This is a genomic window from Bacillus xiamenensis (assembly GCF_000300535.1).
GTDB lineage: Bacteria > Bacillota > Bacilli > Bacillales > Bacillaceae > Bacillus > Bacillus xiamenensis.
This window is the reverse complement of record NZ_AMSH01000024.1, coordinates 1-16879: the sequence shown is the minus strand read 5'-3', so window position 1 is coordinate 16879 and position 16879 is coordinate 1. Positions and strand designations below refer to the sequence as shown.

The 16879-nt window shown below is 43.2% G+C and carries 14 protein-coding genes; 8 read left to right on the top strand and 6 right to left on the bottom strand.

Annotated elements, in window-relative coordinates:
- Nucleotides 1-162: 162 nt before the first annotated feature.
- Both BA1_RS09525 and BA1_RS09520 read right to left on the bottom strand, forming a co-directional pair.
- Nucleotides 163-645, bottom strand: coding sequence for an Ig-like domain-containing protein (locus tag BA1_RS09525; protein WP_008358215.1), 483 nt, complete (start codon nucleotides 643-645; stop codon nucleotides 163-165).
- A gap of 108 nt (nucleotides 646-753) precedes the next feature.
- Complete coding sequence (locus BA1_RS09520; RefSeq protein WP_008358214.1) at nucleotides 754-3420, bottom strand: S8 family peptidase; 2667 nt, start codon at nucleotides 3418-3420, stop codon at nucleotides 754-756.
- 242 nt (nucleotides 3421-3662) lie between these two features.
- On the opposite strand from BA1_RS09520, the gene BA1_RS09515 reads away from it, so the two are divergent.
- From BA1_RS09515 to BA1_RS09490, 6 genes are read left to right on the top strand one after another with little or no spacing between them, the layout of a single operon-like run.
- Nucleotides 3663-4121, top strand: coding sequence for a PTS sugar transporter subunit IIA (locus BA1_RS09515; protein ID WP_008358213.1), 459 nt, complete (start codon nucleotides 3663-3665; stop codon nucleotides 4119-4121).
- Nucleotides 4118-4447, top strand: coding sequence for a PTS fructose transporter subunit IIB (locus BA1_RS09510; protein ID WP_007498438.1), 330 nt, complete (start codon nucleotides 4118-4120; stop codon nucleotides 4445-4447). Before BA1_RS09515 ends, BA1_RS09510 begins: the two co-directional genes overlap by 4 nt.
- 36 nt (nucleotides 4448-4483) lie before the next feature.
- Entirely contained in the window at nucleotides 4484-5602 is a 1119-nt protein-coding gene (locus BA1_RS09505) for a PTS fructose transporter subunit IIC (RefSeq protein WP_008358212.1), read from the top strand.
- Nucleotides 5603-5630: 28 nt separating this feature from the next.
- Nucleotides 5631-8294, top strand: a complete 2664-nt coding sequence (mngB, locus tag BA1_RS09500) for a mannosylglycerate hydrolase (RefSeq protein ID WP_008358211.1) — start codon at nucleotides 5631-5633, stop codon at nucleotides 8292-8294.
- Nucleotides 8295-8351: 57 nt separating this feature from the next.
- On the top strand, nucleotides 8352-9236 hold the full coding sequence (locus tag BA1_RS09495) for an ROK family protein (protein ID WP_008358210.1): 885 nt from the start codon (nucleotides 8352-8354) through the stop codon (nucleotides 9234-9236).
- Nucleotides 9233-11152, top strand: coding sequence for a BglG family transcription antiterminator (locus tag BA1_RS09490; protein WP_034738981.1), 1920 nt, complete (start codon nucleotides 9233-9235; stop codon nucleotides 11150-11152). The genes BA1_RS09495 and BA1_RS09490 overlap by 4 nt, the downstream gene beginning before the upstream one ends.
- Nucleotides 11153-11257: 105 nt before the next feature.
- On the opposite strand, the gene arr is transcribed toward BA1_RS09490, so the two are convergent.
- Nucleotides 11258-11674, bottom strand: a complete 417-nt coding sequence (arr, locus tag BA1_RS09485) for an NAD(+)--rifampin ADP-ribosyltransferase (protein WP_008358208.1) — start codon at nucleotides 11672-11674, stop codon at nucleotides 11258-11260.
- Between the two features lie 133 nt (nucleotides 11675-11807).
- Nucleotides 11808-11990: a hypothetical protein gene (locus tag BA1_RS09480; protein WP_237739208.1), complete on the bottom strand. Its 183-nt coding sequence runs from the start codon at nucleotides 11988-11990 to the stop codon at nucleotides 11808-11810.
- Nucleotides 11991-12372: 382 nt separating this feature from the next.
- Here BA1_RS09480 and BA1_RS09475 point away from each other — a divergent pair, with 382 nt between their 5' ends.
- Nucleotides 12373-12573: a hypothetical protein gene (locus tag BA1_RS09475; RefSeq protein ID WP_008358206.1), complete on the top strand. Its 201-nt coding sequence runs from the start codon at nucleotides 12373-12375 to the stop codon at nucleotides 12571-12573.
- 37 nt (nucleotides 12574-12610) lie between these two features.
- Here BA1_RS09475 and BA1_RS09470 read toward each other — a convergent pair whose 3' ends face one another.
- Nucleotides 12611-14230, bottom strand: coding sequence for an APC family permease (locus BA1_RS09470; RefSeq protein WP_008358205.1), 1620 nt, complete (start codon nucleotides 14228-14230; stop codon nucleotides 12611-12613).
- Nucleotides 14231-14580: 350 nt separating this feature from the next.
- A complete protein-coding gene (trhO, locus tag BA1_RS09465) occupies nucleotides 14581-15543 on the bottom strand; it encodes an oxygen-dependent tRNA uridine(34) hydroxylase TrhO (RefSeq protein ID WP_008358204.1) in 963 nt (320 codons plus the stop codon).
- 197 nt (nucleotides 15544-15740) lie between these two features.
- Between trhO and BA1_RS09460 the strand changes: the two genes are divergently transcribed.
- Nucleotides 15741-16808, top strand: a complete 1068-nt coding sequence (locus tag BA1_RS09460) for an iron-containing alcohol dehydrogenase family protein (RefSeq protein WP_008358203.1) — start codon at nucleotides 15741-15743, stop codon at nucleotides 16806-16808.
- The last annotated feature ends 71 nt before the right edge of the window (nucleotides 16809-16879 follow it).

Genomic DNA, 16879 nt, shown 5'->3' with positions numbered 1-16879 from the left:
GCTCACGAATATCAAATTGGCTCCGCTCCTATATTCGTCCTTCCTAGACTGCAAAGGTTTTCAACTCACGATGAAAAGAAGACAAAGGATGTCCCACCTGCTGACATCCTTTTTTCTATGAAAAAAACGACAAGGCTTCAGCCAAGTCGCTCTTCCAACAGATTAGTTACGCAATGTATACGCCAAATGGTATACACTTGTAACATTTGAAGATAGCGTGATGTCGTTTGAAGTGAAAGTCACTGGAACGATATCGTAGTAATGTGTAGACCAGCCTGCATTATTATATGTACGGTAGCCTGCACCAGAAGGAACTTGAATCGTCAGTGAAAATTGTCCATTCTCATCCGTTGTGCCTGTCGCTGTTTGAGCCAATGATTTGATTGCTGCTTCAAAATAAAGCTGGATTGGCTGATTGGCCATGAGGTTTCCGTTCGTATCTTTTAGTGTTCCTTTAAAAGTAGCCGGATAATATGAACCCACTCGATATTTACTGCCAGAACCGTAATTGACCATACCACCGTCTGCTGCTGTGACACCTGTTACTTGAACGGATGCTGGTACTGCTTCTGTTTCCTCTGCATGTGCAAAGGTTGGGAAGACAAGAAGTAATGATAGAAAGAAAGCAAACATGATTTTTTTCATTGATAAATCCTCCTTTTTTTTCCTACTTTCTTACTATCGACAGTAATTGGTATTTTTCCAGTATAAAACAAAAAAACTCCCCTTTTTTAGAAAAGGGAAGCTCTCACACTATTTTTTCACAACAACTTTCACTGCTTTACTTTCTCTTTTTCTCACATCTGAAGCTGTCACATACAAGACGGTTTTGGCTTTTTGCGGCTTGATTTTAGCTGTAAATGCGCCTTTGCTATTGGTTTTGACCGTTTGAATGACTTTCTTTGATTTGTTCTTCACCTTGATCGTCAAGCCTGCACCCGCAGTCCCTTTGATGGTTTTGCTTTTCACCGTGACTTTACTCACCTTCGGTTTAGCTGGTGCTTTGCCCTTTTTCACGACCGTTTTGAGAGAAGTAGCAGCCTTCCCTTTTGAAATCTTGATGTGAAGCACTTTGTTTTTGTTCTGATGCTTGATCTTCACACTAAAGGTTCCCTTTTTGCTTGCCGTGCCTTTTCCAAGCAGGGTTTTGCCCCTATACACAGAAATAGCCGCACCTGCTTTCGCCTTTCCTGTCACCTTTTGATGCTGATCTTCTACTTTGTTGACTGATGCGTTTAATTCAACAGCACTTAATGCGGCAAAAGCATTGAGTCTGCCATGTCCTGTCATCCAATCGATACCCGGAATCTTCGGATCGACAATCGGCTCGTCATTTTCATCATAGAAAATGTCATTATTTCCATCAACAAAGGGAAATGAGATGTTATCTGCTGTATTTTGCAAAATATTTCTCACTTGATTTGGTTTCAGGGCTGGATTTTTAGAAAGCAGTAATCCTGCTGCTGCTGCAACGTATGGTGTAGCCATGGATGTCCCGCTCAGGTATGAGACATTCCCATCCGGCATTAAACTTGGAATATCAGACCCCGGTGCTGACATGCTTAATCCTTTGCCGTAGCTTGAGAACTCAGCGCCAATATCCATGCGGTTGCTTGCGCCAACTGCCATGGCGTATTTTGAAGTCGCAGGATATCCCATTTCTGGAATACCATCATTTCCGCTTGCCACGACCACTAGTACATTTCTTTGTGCAGCATAGTTCATCGCATATTCAATGACCCTGCTGTAGTAGCCGCCAAGACTCATGTTGATGACCTTTGCGCCTTTGTCCACTGCATGCTTAATTCCAAGTGCAATATGCTCTGTATCTCCGTATCCATAAGCATCCAGCACCTTGACTGGAATGATGCCTGTATGCTGATTCAGCCCTGCCATAGAATAGTGGTTATCGGCTTTTGCTGCAATGATGCCTGCCACATGAGTGCCATGTCCATTGTCATCAATTGCATCTTTATTTCGTCCAATCAAGTTAGCACCTAAGTCTGTGCGAACCGTCCCGCTTAAATCGGACAAACGGCTGTCGACACCTGTATCAACAACAGCAATTAACGTTTGCTTCATTTTGCTAGTGCCAATCAGTGAATTCATTTGTTCAAACTTTACATCAGCGCCTTTTTTCCCGCTGTTTTGTGCACTGTTTTTCAAAGGCCATTGGTATCCATACTGCACGTCATTGCTGAGCGCACGATAGGTTTGCACTGGCTCTGCAAATTCAACATTCGGCATGCTAGACAGCTTTCTTGCAGTGCTTTTGATCACAGCTTTCCCTGCTTTTAGTGTTTTTCCAGCTGACTCTTGCCCTGCTGGAACATCATAGACATACATTCCTTTAAATAAAGGACTGACTGATTGAGATGTCACACGGTTTTCTTGAATTCCGTAATTTTTCATCTTCTTTTTTGCGGATTGAAGCGTTTGTCCATCCTTTAATTTAAAGATGATTTTGTTTGTGTTGACCTTTTCTTCTGGAACAAGCTTTTGCTTCTCGAGGACATAACCGATTGATTTTCCTTCAAGCTGATCAATTCCTACTTTTTGTCCCACTGTTTCTAATTCCTTTTTTAGATAGGCTGGACTTGCCTCTTTGAGCATATCAAAAAGGGAACGGATCGCCTGTTGCTCTTTCTCTGTGACAATATGACCGCTGAATGCACCATTTTTCTCTACGTCATTCAGCAATGATTTTAATGTAAGCAAATGATTGTACACCGTTTGCTGCTTTTTTTGATTGTTGATGAGTTTAGATTTGAGAAACGGCTTTGTTTTTTGCAGCAGACGTGTGAGTTTCTGACCATCGGCTGTTTCATTGAATCGTTTGTCCTCGATCGTACGAATGGATTGAAGAATTTCACGTCCATGCTTTTTCTCAATAATGATGATCCCTGGATCTTCTTCTTCAGGGAAAATCGGTTCAGATGGCGGGAGATTCGCGCCTTTATACCCGATTGTATAGGCTGCATCCTCTTCCTCATCACGGCTGTCTTCCTCCGTACCTAAATACAGCACTTTGACATAGTAAGGACCTGACCATGCATGCGGGAAGTTAATCTCTGTCTCTCCACTTGCTGTGTCAGCGCGATATCTCGAATAAGTGTCATCCTTCATCGCTCTGTCCTTACTTGGATAGACCGATACAGATAACATTTGTTTACTTTTTACAGAAATTTGCATATGTGTATATTTTGCCACCTCTTGTGAAGATGGCGTAATTTGATACCATGACTCTTCTTTTTCATTCTGTAATGTACCTGAAATGACGTCACCATTTTTTAACCCAATGGCTTCATTGACACTTGTTCCTTTACTAACTGCTGATGCCTCGTACCCAGGTAATGCAGCCATACATAGAATGATAGCCATGAGTACAACCACACAGGATTTGACCTGCTTTTTGAACATGAAAAGACCCCCTTATTTTTTACAATACCTTGGAAGAATATCACAGAAAATCATTTAGTAGAATCTATTTTTGACATAATTAAACTCGTTTTAAGCTAGGATTTGAGATATTCAGTTAGCAAGTCTGATCGCTTCATAAACTTTTTGCCATTTCAAACGGAAAATGATGCTATTTAACCATATCGAAAAGTACATTACAATCAAATTGTAAGCGCTTAACAAACAAGAGAGAAGGGATCAGCTTGTTCCAAAAAGATCATGTTTTTACACAAGTAAACGGTCGATCAAAGAATGAGATTTTACAATATATTTCTGAGAAAGCTGAAGACCTTCAGATTACAAACGATCACGCGGGGCTATTAACAGATTTGTTGAAACGCGAAGACGAAGTCTCAACAGGACTTCAGCAAGGCTTTGCCATTCCTCATACAAAAAGCTCTGCTGTTCAAACGGCTTCACTTCTTTTTTTAGAGCTTGAACAGCCCATTGACTGGGGAAGCTTCGACGATTTACCAACGAGCTATTTATTCACCTTGCTCGTTCCACTAGAAGAGGCCAATGTCACACACCTAAAATTACTGTCTGGCATTGCCACAAGCTTAATGGAACCTGATTTCATCGAAAAGATTCAACCCGGTCAAACAGCAGACTATTATTACGAGGTCATTGAACAACAATTGAAAGAGGGGATTACACAATGAAAATTGTCGGTGTCACTTCATGTCCAGCAGGATTAGCGCATACGCCAATGGCAGCAAAAGCATTAGAGAATGCGGGTAAACAGCTTGGACACGAGATCAAAATCGAGCAGCAAGGGATTATGGGACAGGTAAATGGCATTACAGCAGAGGAAGCCAAACAGGCAGACCTTTGTATCATTGCCTCAAATCAGCATATTAACGACGCAGAACGCTTCTCGGGTATTCCCACAGTACGTGTCGAAATCGGACGCGCTTTAAAAAATGCCGAGCAAATTATCACAAAAGCGGTTGCGTTAGTTGAAAAGAAAAAATCTGAATCTCAATAAACAAGAGCAATGCCATATAGAAAGGAGCAAAGCAGAATGAAAGCAAAATTAAAAGTCATTGAAGGCCATCTTATGACCGGTATTTCTTATATTCTACCGGTCATCATCGGAGCTTCACTTATCGTTGGTTTAGCCAAACTAGTCGGTTTAGGTTTTGGTGTGTCAGATTTAAATGCCTATAAGGATGCAGGCGGCATTTTACATGGTGCCTATTTGATGGAACAGGTTGGCTGGACAGGCATTGGCTTAATGAACGTACTGCTCGCTGGCTTTATTGCCTATTCGATTGCGGATAAATCAGGTCTTGCGGCCGGCTTTATCGGCGGAGCTCTTGCCAGCTCAACAAATGCTGGTTTTATTGGCGCCGTCATTGCAGGTTTCTTTGCCGGATATGTCGCCCTCTTTGTGAAAAGAAAAATTCAAATTCAAGGCTCCGCAGCTGGACTCGTCCCTCTGCTCATCTTACCGCTCATTACTGTTGGCTTAACTGGACTTCTCATGTCGGTGTTGCTAGGCGGGCCATTAGGTGCTTTGAACACAGCATTAATTGAATGGATTAAAGGCATGGTCGCAGATGGAACGAGCACACTCGCACTTGCTTTGATTTTAGGCGCAATGATTGGATTCGATCTTGGCGGACCTGTGAATAAATCAGCTTGGATGGCTGGTAACGCCCTCTTCTTATCAGGTGTGTATCTTCCTGCCATTCTCGTCAATATTGCCATTGTCATTCCGCCACTTGGATACGGGCTTGCCACATTGATTCGAAAACGCAACTTCTCCCCTACCTTTAGAGAAGCCGGACGAGGCGGCTTGGTTATGGGCGTTATCGGGATTACAGAAGGAGCCATTCCTTTTACCCTCGTCAATCCTTTGAAATTGATTCCGCTGAATGTCGTCGCTTGTGCGGCTGGAAGCGGGGTCGCTGCCTTATTAGGTGTTCATGACATCATGCCGCCAATTGGCGGACTATATGGCTTCTTCTCAGTAGGAAACTGGTGGGCGTATTTGATCGGTGCCCTAACTGGCGCGCTCGTCATCGGAATTGGCGCCAACCTGCTTGTGAATTTCTCTGAGAAAAAAGAACCACAAAAACCAGAACACGATCAGAAGCAGAAAGAAGAAGACGATTTTGACCTTGTGCTAGAAGGATAATTTGAACAAAGAAAGGTGTCGTTAATTAATGACTGTCAATGTACATGTGATTCCACATACTCACTGGGACCGGGAATGGTATTTCACCACCTCCCGCTCCCGTATTTACTTAATGAAAAACGTAATGGACATTTTAGACACCCTTGAAACAGATGAAAGGTTCCATTACTTCATGCTCGATGCACAGGCATCCTTGCTTGATGATTACCTAAAATGGCGTCCAGAGGACGAGAATCGAATCAAAAAGCTCGTCACGGCCAAACGTCTCATCATCGGTCCGTGGTATACACAAACGGATCAGCTCGTCATTTCAGGTGAATCGATTGTACGGAACCTGCAGTATGGTATAGAGCGCTGTCATCAATTCGGACATGTCATGAAAGTGGGTTATGTACCAGATTCCTTCGGTCAATCCGCACAGATGCCACAAATTTATCAAGGCTTTGGCATTGTAGATACGGCATTTTGGCGCGGCGTTTCGGATCATATGACGAATCATACAGAATTTAATTGGCGCGGTGCTGACGGCAGTGAAGTCTTTGCTGTGAATCTGCCATTCGGCTACTACTACGGTGGAAATATTCCTGAGAAGGATGAAGACTTAAAAGCCTTTCTTTCTGAAAAAATCGGTGCGCTTCAAGCAAAAGCCACCACTAACAATGTCTATTTCCCAAATGGGTTTGACCAGGCGCCAATCCGTAAAAACCTGCCTGACTTATTAGAAAAAGCCAATGAATTAGACGAGCATCACTATCACATCAGCAGTCTGGAAGATTACATTGCAGCGGTGAAGAAAGAGCGGACTTCCTTTGACACATTACAAGGAGAGCTCATTCATGCCAAGCATATGCGAATTCATAAATCGATTTTTTCAACAAGAGCAGATTTAAAAATCTTAAACAATCAAATTGAAAACTATCTCGTCAATGTGATGGAGCCCATTTTAACCATCAGCTATTCACTCGGGCACGATTATCCGCATGACACAGTGCGTGATATTTGGTACCTCATGTTTGAAAATGCAGCGCATGACAGCATTGGCGGCTGTAATAGTGACACGACGAATCAAGATGTCTTCTTCCGCTATAAGCAGGCAAAAGAAATCGCCGAGAACCTTGTGGACTTACACATGCGTCTCATCACCATTCGATTACAGACAGAGCAAGAAATCACGTTCACTTTATTTAATACCCTGCCTTCAAAGCGCTCTGAAGTCATTGAAGTCGAAACCTTTATAACGGAACGGCCATTTACGCTGAAAGACGCGAACGGACACACCCTTCACTACACAGTGAAAAGCAAAACCGATGTGACTGATTATGTCTTAGCACAGCAAATTTCTCTTAACCCAAGCAAAGAGGTGTACATCCCTAAGCAAGTCTGGAAAGCCGTTCTACTCATTGAAGCCGTCGACTTACCTTCCGTTGGGTATACACAAGTCAGCATGGTTTTCGATGAATCAAGCGAATCCGTTTGGGAGCAGACGGATGACCGTATCATTGAAAATACGTATTACCGCATTGCGGCAAATGACAATGGAACATTAGAGATCACGGATAAACAGACAGGCCGAACATTCTCTGAGCAAATGATCTTTGAAGACAACGGAGACGACGGGGATTCCTATAACTATTCACCACCACGTGAGGACCTTTATGTATCATCTCAAGATATCTCATCCGCCAATATCACCGTGTCTAAAAGTGGGCTGCAAGAAGAACTGACCATCCAGCTTCATCTCACGGTTCCATATGACTTAGAGGAACGCTCACAGCAAAAGGTGACGACCTCTCTTCCGATCACAGCAAAAGTCGCTTTAAATCAAGACGAAGCGGTCATTCGTTTTCATGTGGATGTTGATAACCGTGCATTAGACCATCGTCTGCGTGTACTTTTTGATACAGGTATCGCATCAAACGTATCACTAAGCGATCAGCAGTTTGGCACAATCGAACGTCCAACAGAGCTGACGCAAGAGCTTGAATGGTGGAGCAAGGAGCATTGGGAAGAAAAACCGATCACCATTGAACCGATGCAATCATTTGTTGCCCTTCGTGATGAATCATATGGGGTCGCTCTGTTGACCGACTGCGTAAGAGAATACCAAATCACAGGCGAAGGCTACACAACAATTGCTTATACACTCTTCCGTTGTTTCGGAAAAATGGGGAAAGAAAATCTACTTTACCGTCCAGGCCGAGCGTCTGGAGAAAAAATCGTTGAAACACCTGACGCCCAGCTTCAAGGCGCGCTATCGTTCTCCTTCGGCATGCATTATAGCAAGGAAGCGGTAAGCGAAGGACACTTAGCGCAGCTTGCCAAGCGGTATACCACCCCAGTGCAATGCTATGAACGGGCAGACTTTTTAAACGGTCGTTTAATTTTCTCTTTCCGAGATGAAAAAGAAGACTTACAATCTACTTATAGCCTGCTTGACATTGAAACAGACGGAGCCATTCTAAGCGCTTTGAAAAAAGAGGAGCATGGAACAGGCATTGTCATTCGTCTCTTCAATCCATATTTAACGCGTCAAACAGCCGCTTCAATCAATAGTTCATCTCTACAACACGGAGAAACAGCGAATTTAGGCGAAACACCTGAAGGCCACATACTGAAAGCACAACATGGATCATTACAGATTGAACCGCTCACACCTTGTCAGGTACAAACCTACATTGTAAAGAAAAAATGAACATGTAGGGGCGGGATCCATTTGGATTCCGCCCCTCTCTAATGGAGGGCAATGATCATGCGAATTGGAGGCATTGAAGCAGGCGGTACAAAATTTGTCTGCGGCTACGGAACAACAGATGGAACGATTGAACACAAGACTTCCTTTCCAACAGGAGATCCAGATGAAACATGCCGGCAAGTGATCGATTACTTTACAGCGCATCCAGTCGATGCGATTGGAATTGGTGCATTCGGGCCTGTTGATGTAAAAGAACAGAGTACAAGCTATGGGACGATTTTAGACACACCCAAAACAGCCTGGCGCCAATTTCCATTCCTCTCTACCTTAAAACAAGCGCTCGGTCTCCCGATGAAGCTTGATACTGATGTCAACTGTGCTGCGCTCGGGGAAGTCCGCTTTTCGGCTGAAGCAGAAAAGCCTTCTTCTTTGGTCTACATCACCGTTGGGACTGGCATCGGTGGCGGTGCCTATATTGAAAACCGTCTCATCCATGGACTGCTTCATCCAGAAATGGGTCATATCACAGTCCAGCGCCACCCTCATGACACCTATGGGGGCTGCTGCCCAATCCACCATGATTGTCTAGAGGGACTGGCATCTGGTCCTGCCATAGAAGGACGCTATCATACACTGGCACAGATGCTGCCAGAGGATCATCCTGCCTGGGCACTTCACGCCTACTATCTCGGGCAAATGGCCGCAAATTTATTACTCACCCTTTCACCAGAACGTATCATTCTTGGCGGAGGTGTGATGAAACAGCCAGCCATGCTGCCGCTTATCCTTGAAGAAGCAGACAAGCGGCTTTGCGGCTACTTACAATTACCAAAGCCATTACATGAAATTGTCACAAAGCCTTCCTTTGACGGATTATCTGGTTTAATGGGAGCAATCGCCCTTGGAACTGATGCCTTACAGTCACAAGGAGCGGCGCAATGATGATGACGGCAGATACTCGAACCTATCAGCTCATTCAGCGGCTATTTGAAACGAAAGGGTTCGTGAAGCTAGAGGAGCTAACTGCCTCTTTTCGCTTATCTGACCGCTCCATCCGCAACTTAATCAAAGAAGCAAACGAGCTGTTAAAACAAGCCGGGGCCATGATTAAGACGATACGCGGGAAGGGGTATACACTCTTAACAAGTGACCAAGACGCTTTCCTGCTTTGGCTTCATCAACAAAAACTTCCTGCCCGCTCCCTCGTACCCGTCATGCCAGAAGAGCGTGTACGATTTATGATGAGAAAGCTATTGCTTCAATCAGATTACTTAAAAATTGATCAGCTGGCAGAGGAGTTGTTCATCAGCCGCATGACGGTCAGCAGTGATTTAAAAAAAGGACGGGAACTGTTAGCCCGTTACGGCATGACCCTTGTCTCAAAGTCCGGATTTGGCTTAAAAGTCGAGGGAGACGAATTGCAAAAAAGAACGTGCTATGCAGACTTACTGCTTGAAGAAGAGCCTGCACTTTCCAATATTACCGAGCGGGAACAGCTTCATTTTCCTGATATTTCACTTGAAACCATTCGGTCCATTGTGCTCACGAACCTATATCAAGAATCGTTGCTCATTAAAGACATTGCCCTAAAAAATTTGGTGATTCATTTAGCGATTGCCATTCAGCAAACACGAAAAAAACAGCGAATATCTGCCAGCACCACACGCACACAAAGGTCACCTGTGTTAACGAGAATTGCCAAAAAGATCACTCAGCAGGTGAGCGACACTTTTCACGTGACCTTGTCAGAGGATGAAACAGATTACTTAGTGATGCACCTCTTGGCGAATCAAACGTGGAAAGAGGCCGACCAGCACCAAACGACAGAGGAAGTACAGCAGGCAGTGACACGATTTCTCCAGCACATTGAAAGGACAAGCGGACATCGTTTTGCTAATGACGATATCTTGCGTCAAGATTTGATGCTTCATATGAAGCCATTATTAAATCGAATTCAATACGGCGTGTCTTTACAAAATCCGCTTTTGCATGAGATCAAAACATCTTATCCTTATCCGTTTGATTTGGCTGTCAGCGGTCTGAATGCTTTAAAACTGGTGCGTACGCCAAATGAAGATGAGGCGGCATATGTTGCCTTACACATCGCTGCTTCATTTGAAAGAAGTCAGCTCGACACCTCGCAAAAAAAGAAAGCCATTATTGTGTGCGGGTCTGGACTAGGGACCGCACGGCTGCTTGAAATTAAATTGAAGGCCGCCTTTCAGCATGAACTTGAGATTGTTGAGCTTTATTCTTATCAGGATTACGCTTTTAGCACGACTTTGCCATGTGATGTGATTATTACAACCGTACCTCTCGCACCAAAGGGGAAACCGCTCATTCAAGTGAATGCTTTTTTTGAACATCATGATGTCCAGCGTGTGAGTGAGATCATTCATTTATTAAACGGACACGGCTCACCTTCGCAGGAGCTGATGGCATTTTTTCAAGAACGATTGACCCTATTGGATGCGGACCTCTCCAGCAAAGAAGAGGTATTAGATACGCTATGCAGCCGATTAGAGGCGCATCAGCTTGTATCGTCTTCTTTTCGCTTCTCAGTGCTGGAGCGTGAGCAAATGGCATCTACCTATCTTGGCAAGGGGATTGCGATGCCGCACCCACTCATCACAAATGAAGGCACCTCCTGCGTAGCCATTGCACAACTAAAGGAGCCGATTGACTGGCAGGGAGATCGAGTGTCTCTTATTTTCTTATTAGCCATTCATAAGGATGACGCTGCCTGCATGAACCAATTTTTCGAGCAAGCCGTCGATTTACTGGACAGCCCAGACCGCATTCATTCATTGAAAAAAGCAAACACATTTGATGAGCTGATGAATGCGTTGTTTCGATAAAGGTGAATCTTTTACAGTAAACACACACTATACTGATCACAAAAGACCGCCCAATGTATAAATGTTTAGGCGGTCTTCTTTCATGTAGGTGACATCACGTCAGAATCAATCGTATATCACATGTTTTCCTTCTTCACTTAACTTTTTTAAAGAGGCCCGCATATGGTTGATTTCTTCATCAGAATGCCTTTCCCATACACCTAATTCAGCGACTATTTTTAAAGGAGATTTTGATCGATAAGAACGGGTTGGGTTTCCAGGGAATTTTTGATCCGTCACATTCGGATCATGTTCAAACGCACCTAATGGTTCTACAATATAAATTCTCTCTTTTGAATCAGACCTTGCCAATTCAGCACCCCATTTGGCCGCGTTTAATGTTCCCGTAAAATAGATATAGTTCGATTTTTTATCCTGATAATTGGATACATACAACGGTTCAAGCAGGCCCCCCATCTTCAATTCTGCTTTCGTCCCATGAAAAAACGGCCCAGGATCTAAGACATGTTTCTGATCGCTCATATGGCCACTCCCCTTATCATTTTTGACTTGTGTATCACAATACGGGCTGATCTGGGCGGAAAACAGTCTATAAATTGTTTTTTAATCGGGGTATAATGAAAGTAGAGAGCAAGCTGTGATGGAAATGAACGATTTAAAAAAAAGGGAATTTCTCATTCATTCCAACAAGTACAAACACAAGAACTCCTTCAACAGCTGACAGAATCACAATCAATTCATGCTTTACTGGGTATTCGTCCGCAATTAATTTCTGACCTATATAATTCAAAGCATAAAAAATAAAGAACACTAAGAAGAACATAAAAAGGATCGTCATCATATAAGCATCCTTCTTTCTCATAATGGATTTTTAACTAATTTTTACAATATGTTATTAGACTATCATTTTAGAACAACTTGAACAATATGATTTTGCCAATAGAGTGAACGCAGAAAAACGCCAACCACCCGCTAATAAGGTGATTGGCGTTTTCGTATTTTATTCTCTCCATTTTGCTGAATCAGGGTTTCATACCAATAAGAGCTCTTTTTCCGCCCGCAATCTTCACTCAAAATATGCTCTCATCTTCACGCAACTGTCCAATCACTACGGGTTTTCATCTGACTTTTACAATAGATTTCATGAAAACTCTACTCTTTTTCTTGCTGGTCTGATCCTCCTTCAGCCTGCATACAATACTCCGAGGAGGTGACCTTCTATGAAAGCTTTTTTCTGGTCAGCATCTTTTGTATTCATGCTCATTTTTACCCTCGTTTTTCTAGGAATGGTTTTTTGGCTCAGTGGACAAGGCATAGATCAACTATGGAGATATTTGTTCATCTCTCTTGTCACAGCGGCCGTTTTACACGGCATCACCACTTGGCTGAAGCGACATGTCATGCATAGCTCATCAAAATAAAACAGGCTGCCCGCAATGTTCAGGCAGCCTTCATACTTTATTCCTTAGATGATGCGGCTTCTTTTTGAGAAGCACGCAGTTCATCATTGATTTTTTTCGCATCTTCTAAAAACTCTGTTTCAAATCCACTTTTAAGTGCCCACATATAAAATAGCAAGGCCACAACTGCAATGAGTGCCATATCCCAGCCATAATGAATGACATTGTAGCCGCCGAATTTATCACTGCCAAGACAAGAAATCGTCATCATCACAAGTAGATACACAACCATCCAAGCACCTGCTTTAAAGTTACGGCCAAAGCCCTTCCACTTCGCTTTTGCTTGATAGTAAAAATAGATGGGAAGACCAATGAGAATAATGAACAGCACCTGTCCTGTTAACGGCCATCTTGCCCAATACATCGTCAATGATGCAAAGACAAAGCCTAAAGGTGCAATGATACTGAGTCCTTTTATTCGCAATGGACGATACAAATCTATCCCTGTCTTTCTAAGCGTCATGACCGTAACAGGCCCTGTCAGATAGGAAATCAGCGTCGCTACTGAGATAATTTCAGCAAGTACGCCCCAGCCTCTAAATAAAAACAGAAAGATAAACGATACAGCTAAGTTAAAAAACATGGCTGGACGAGGCACGCCGTAAATCGGATGCAAACGGCCAAGCACACTCGGCAAGTATTTGTTTTTTTCCATCCCATAAATCATACGAGACGTCGTCGCCGTATACGTAATCCCTGTGCCAGAAGGTGACACAAACGCATCTGCATATAAAATCAGAACAAGCCAGTTAATCCCCAGCGCAATGGCAAGGTCAGCAAATGGCGAGTTGAAATTCAAATGCCCCCAGCCATTCACAATCATTGATGGATCGACAGCGCCAATAAAAGCGATTTGCAGCAGCACATAAATGACCGTTGCAATCAAAATCGATCCAACAATGGCGATTGGAATCGAACGCCCTGGATTTTTCGCTTCTCCTGCCATATTAATCGGGCTTTGGAAGCCATTAAAAGCAAACACAATCCCTGATGTTGCGACAGCTGTGAGCACACTCGCCCAGCCGTTCGGCGCAATACTTGTTCCAGAAGTAAAATTCTCACTATGAAATCCTACGAATAAGAGCGCACCAATTGTTAATCCTGGAATGACGATTTTAAAAATCGTAATGAATGTATTCGCCTTTGAAAACAACCCAACTGTCCAATAATTGAGCAGAAAATAAATCACCAGCAGCACACTAGCAACCATAAGCCCCTCTGTCGTCAAAACCCCTTTTGTGACCAAATGGCTTGTCCACTTTGCCCACTCCCAAGGCCATGAGCTCATGTATTGAACGGAAGCCACTGCCTCAACAGGAATCACTGAGACAATCGCAATCCAGTTTGCCCAAGCGGCGATAAATCCAATAAAAGAGCCATGTGAATATTGCGTATATTTAACCATTCCGCCTGCCTCTGGAAACATCGACCCGAGTTCACTATAAGACAATGCGATAAATAAAATGACAACCATCCCAATCAGCCAAGACAAAATAGCTGCAGGGCCGGCAATTTGCGCGGCACGCCAAGCACCAAAAAGCCATCCTGACCCAATGATTGAGCCAAGCCCTACCATCATTAAAGCGAAAGTTCCCATTCTACGATGCAAATGATTCATGTTCATAACACCTTTCAATTAAAATACCAAACATGTGTCGAGCAAGCGTCTTTCTTTCATAACAGTTCATTTTTCATTCCACCTGAAAATATTTTCTAATCTGAACCTTTACCTTTGTTCATTTTTCCGCCTGTTATATTATCTCTCAATTCTTCATTTTCTGATATAGTCGAACATGCTTATTTCAAAAGAAAGCGCCTTTTCAACTGTTCAATCTATTAGACTGATTAACTACCTTTACCCTTATATTGAAAAAAACAAAACAAAAAGGAAAGAGGAAATGTCTACCTTTTCCCTTCTGAACATGTATCATGCAAAGAAAAAAGGATAAAAGGGAGACCCTTTTATCCTTATGAGACCACTTGTTCTTTTTCAATCACAGCTAGTCTTTCTTGAACGTCTTCTTCAGATAAATTATGCTGTTTTACATATAGGTTACGTTCGCTTGTGCGGCATTCATGACTGCAGCTGCGCATATATTTATGCTCACTTTCTTCTGTTGCAATCATTTTGCGGTTACATGCAGGGTTCGCACAGTTCACATAACGTTCGCATGGCTCACCAGTGAAGAAATCTTTTCCGACAACTACATGCTCTGTTTGGTTGACTGGCACGGTTAAGCGGTTATCAAACACATAACACTGACCATCCCATAGCTTTCCTTGGACTTCCGGGTCTTTTCCGTACGTGACAATTCCACCGTCAAGCTGGGATACATCTTCAAAGCCTTCACGCTTTAACCATCCTGAGAATTTCTCACAGCGGACGCCGCCTGTACAATACGTCAGGATTTTTTTCCCTTCAAGAATCTCCTTGTTGTCACGAATCCACTCAGGTAATTCACGGAATGTTTCAATGTCAGGACGCACCGCACCTCTGAAATGACCTACATCAAATTCATAATCATTACGCGCATCAATCACAACAGTATCAGGTGATTGCATTTGCTCGTAAAATTCAACTGGACTAAGATGTTTACCCGTTAATTCTAGCGGATTCACATCATCTTCAAGACTTAAATTCACCAATTCATTTCGATGGCGGACGTGCATTTTCTTAAACGCATGACCATCTGCTTCGTCAATTTTAATCGGCATTGACGCAAAGCGCGGATCTTCTTTTAATGCTTGCATGTACTTGTCCGTTTGTTCAATGGTTCCAGAAACAGTTCCATTTAAGCCTTCAGATGAAACAAGAATACGCCCTAACAAACCAAGCTCCTTACAGAATGCTAGATGCTCTGCTGTAAACGTCTCTGGGTCCTCGATGGGGACATATTGATAGTAAAGTAATACACGATATTGTTTTTCCATATATATAAACACCTCTTAAATTTAATCAAAACATACCATTCTTTATCATACAGGAAATACATACCTAAAGGCAATGTCGGCGGCTCAATTCCATAAAACGGAAGGGTCTTTCTCCTCATATTAATTAACATTGACAGAACTTTCTGTAAAGTGAGATGATTTATGGACTATACTGTGTTGTAAAGGAGTAGAGCTCTATGATCCAGCCAGAGGATATCGTCAGAAGTGGTCCAAACCAATTTATTTCTCAAAAAGGGATTTATCATAAACTCGATTCACTTGTTTCGCCATCCTTCCAGTCGCCCGCTGTCGTGACTGGACATCATTCCTATCATGCTTTTTCAACGTACACAAAGCTGCCGTCTCACTGGCCTGTTGTCCAGCACAAAGGCTACAGTTCACCCAATGCGATGACACGAATCGCAGACGAAATTAAAGGGGCAGATGTGATCATTGGAATTGGGGGCGGCACCATTTTAGATACCGCCAAATCAGTTGCAGATGCTCTTCAAATTGAAGTGATCATGGTTCCAACCATCCCGGGTACATGTGCGGCATCTACACCGCTCAGCGTTATTTATGATGACAAAGGGAACTTCATGAGAGTCGATTATCATAAACGATCCAGTTATCTCACCCTCATTGATCATACTTTTTTGCTTTCCTCTCCTCTTTCCTACCTTCAAAGCGGTATTGGAGATACGCTGGCGAAATGGTATGAAGCGGAGGCCATTATTCGAAACACAGAGGAGTCCTTACCGCTCATGGTGCATGCTGCATTAAAGCAATCGGTGTCCGTTCGAGACATTCTTCTTTCCCATAGTGAGGAAGCTGTTCACAGCTTGAAAACAGGGCAGCATTCGCAAGCATTTGCGGATGTAACTGATACAATTATTACATTAGCCGGAACGGTCGGAGGCTATGGGGGGCGCTACGGAAGAATGGCAGGCGCCCATGCCGTCCATAATGGATTAACGTTTATTGAGGAAACGCACCATGTATTACATGGACAGAAAGTGGCCTATGGTATCCTCGTCCAGCTTGCGGCAGAAAAACGAATGGCCGAGGTAGAGGAACTACTTCAGCTTTATCAAACACTCGGATTGCCTAAGAATATGCGCGAGCTTGGCATTAAAACTCAACTGGAAGAAGCAGCATATACAGTGGCAAGCCATGCTGCACGTGCAGACGAAACCTTTTGTTTGATTGGAAACTATTCCAAAGAACAAATTGTCGACGCCATTCAAGCCGTTGAAACGTATTAGTCCAAAATAAAAAAGCACAGGGATCGGGACTGACCCCCTAAGATGAGACAAATAAAAAACACCTTCAAGTT

Coding starts and splice junctions, on each gene's coding strand:
- BA1_RS09510 (WP_007498438.1), top strand. CDS start 4,118: ATGAAAATTGTCGGTGTCACTTCATGTCCAGCAGGATTAGCGCATACG.
- BA1_RS09505 (WP_008358212.1), top strand. CDS start 4,484: ATGAAAGCAAAATTAAAAGTCATTGAAGGCCATCTTATGACCGGTATT.
- BA1_RS09525 (WP_008358215.1), bottom strand. CDS start 645: ATGAAAAAAATCATGTTTGCTTTCTTTCTATCATTACTTCTTGTCTTC.
- BA1_RS09490 (WP_034738981.1), top strand. CDS start 9,233: ATGATGATGACGGCAGATACTCGAACCTATCAGCTCATTCAGCGGCTA.
- BA1_RS09495 (WP_008358210.1), top strand. CDS start 8,352: ATGCGAATTGGAGGCATTGAAGCAGGCGGTACAAAATTTGTCTGCGGC.
- BA1_RS09520 (WP_008358214.1), bottom strand. CDS start 3,420: ATGTTCAAAAAGCAGGTCAAATCCTGTGTGGTTGTACTCATGGCTATC.
- mngB (WP_008358211.1), top strand. CDS start 5,631: ATGACTGTCAATGTACATGTGATTCCACATACTCACTGGGACCGGGAA.
- BA1_RS09460 (WP_008358203.1), top strand. CDS start 15,741: ATGATCCAGCCAGAGGATATCGTCAGAAGTGGTCCAAACCAATTTATT.
- BA1_RS09480 (WP_237739208.1), bottom strand. CDS start 11,990: ATGACGATCCTTTTTATGTTCTTCTTAGTGTTCTTTATTTTTTATGCT.
- arr (WP_008358208.1), bottom strand. CDS start 11,674: ATGAGCGATCAGAAACATGTCTTAGATCCTGGGCCGTTTTTTCATGGG.
- BA1_RS09475 (WP_008358206.1), top strand. CDS start 12,373: ATGAAAGCTTTTTTCTGGTCAGCATCTTTTGTATTCATGCTCATTTTT.
- BA1_RS09470 (WP_008358205.1), bottom strand. CDS start 14,230: ATGAATCATTTGCATCGTAGAATGGGAACTTTCGCTTTAATGATGGTA.
- trhO (WP_008358204.1), bottom strand. CDS start 15,543: ATGGAAAAACAATATCGTGTATTACTTTACTATCAATATGTCCCCATC.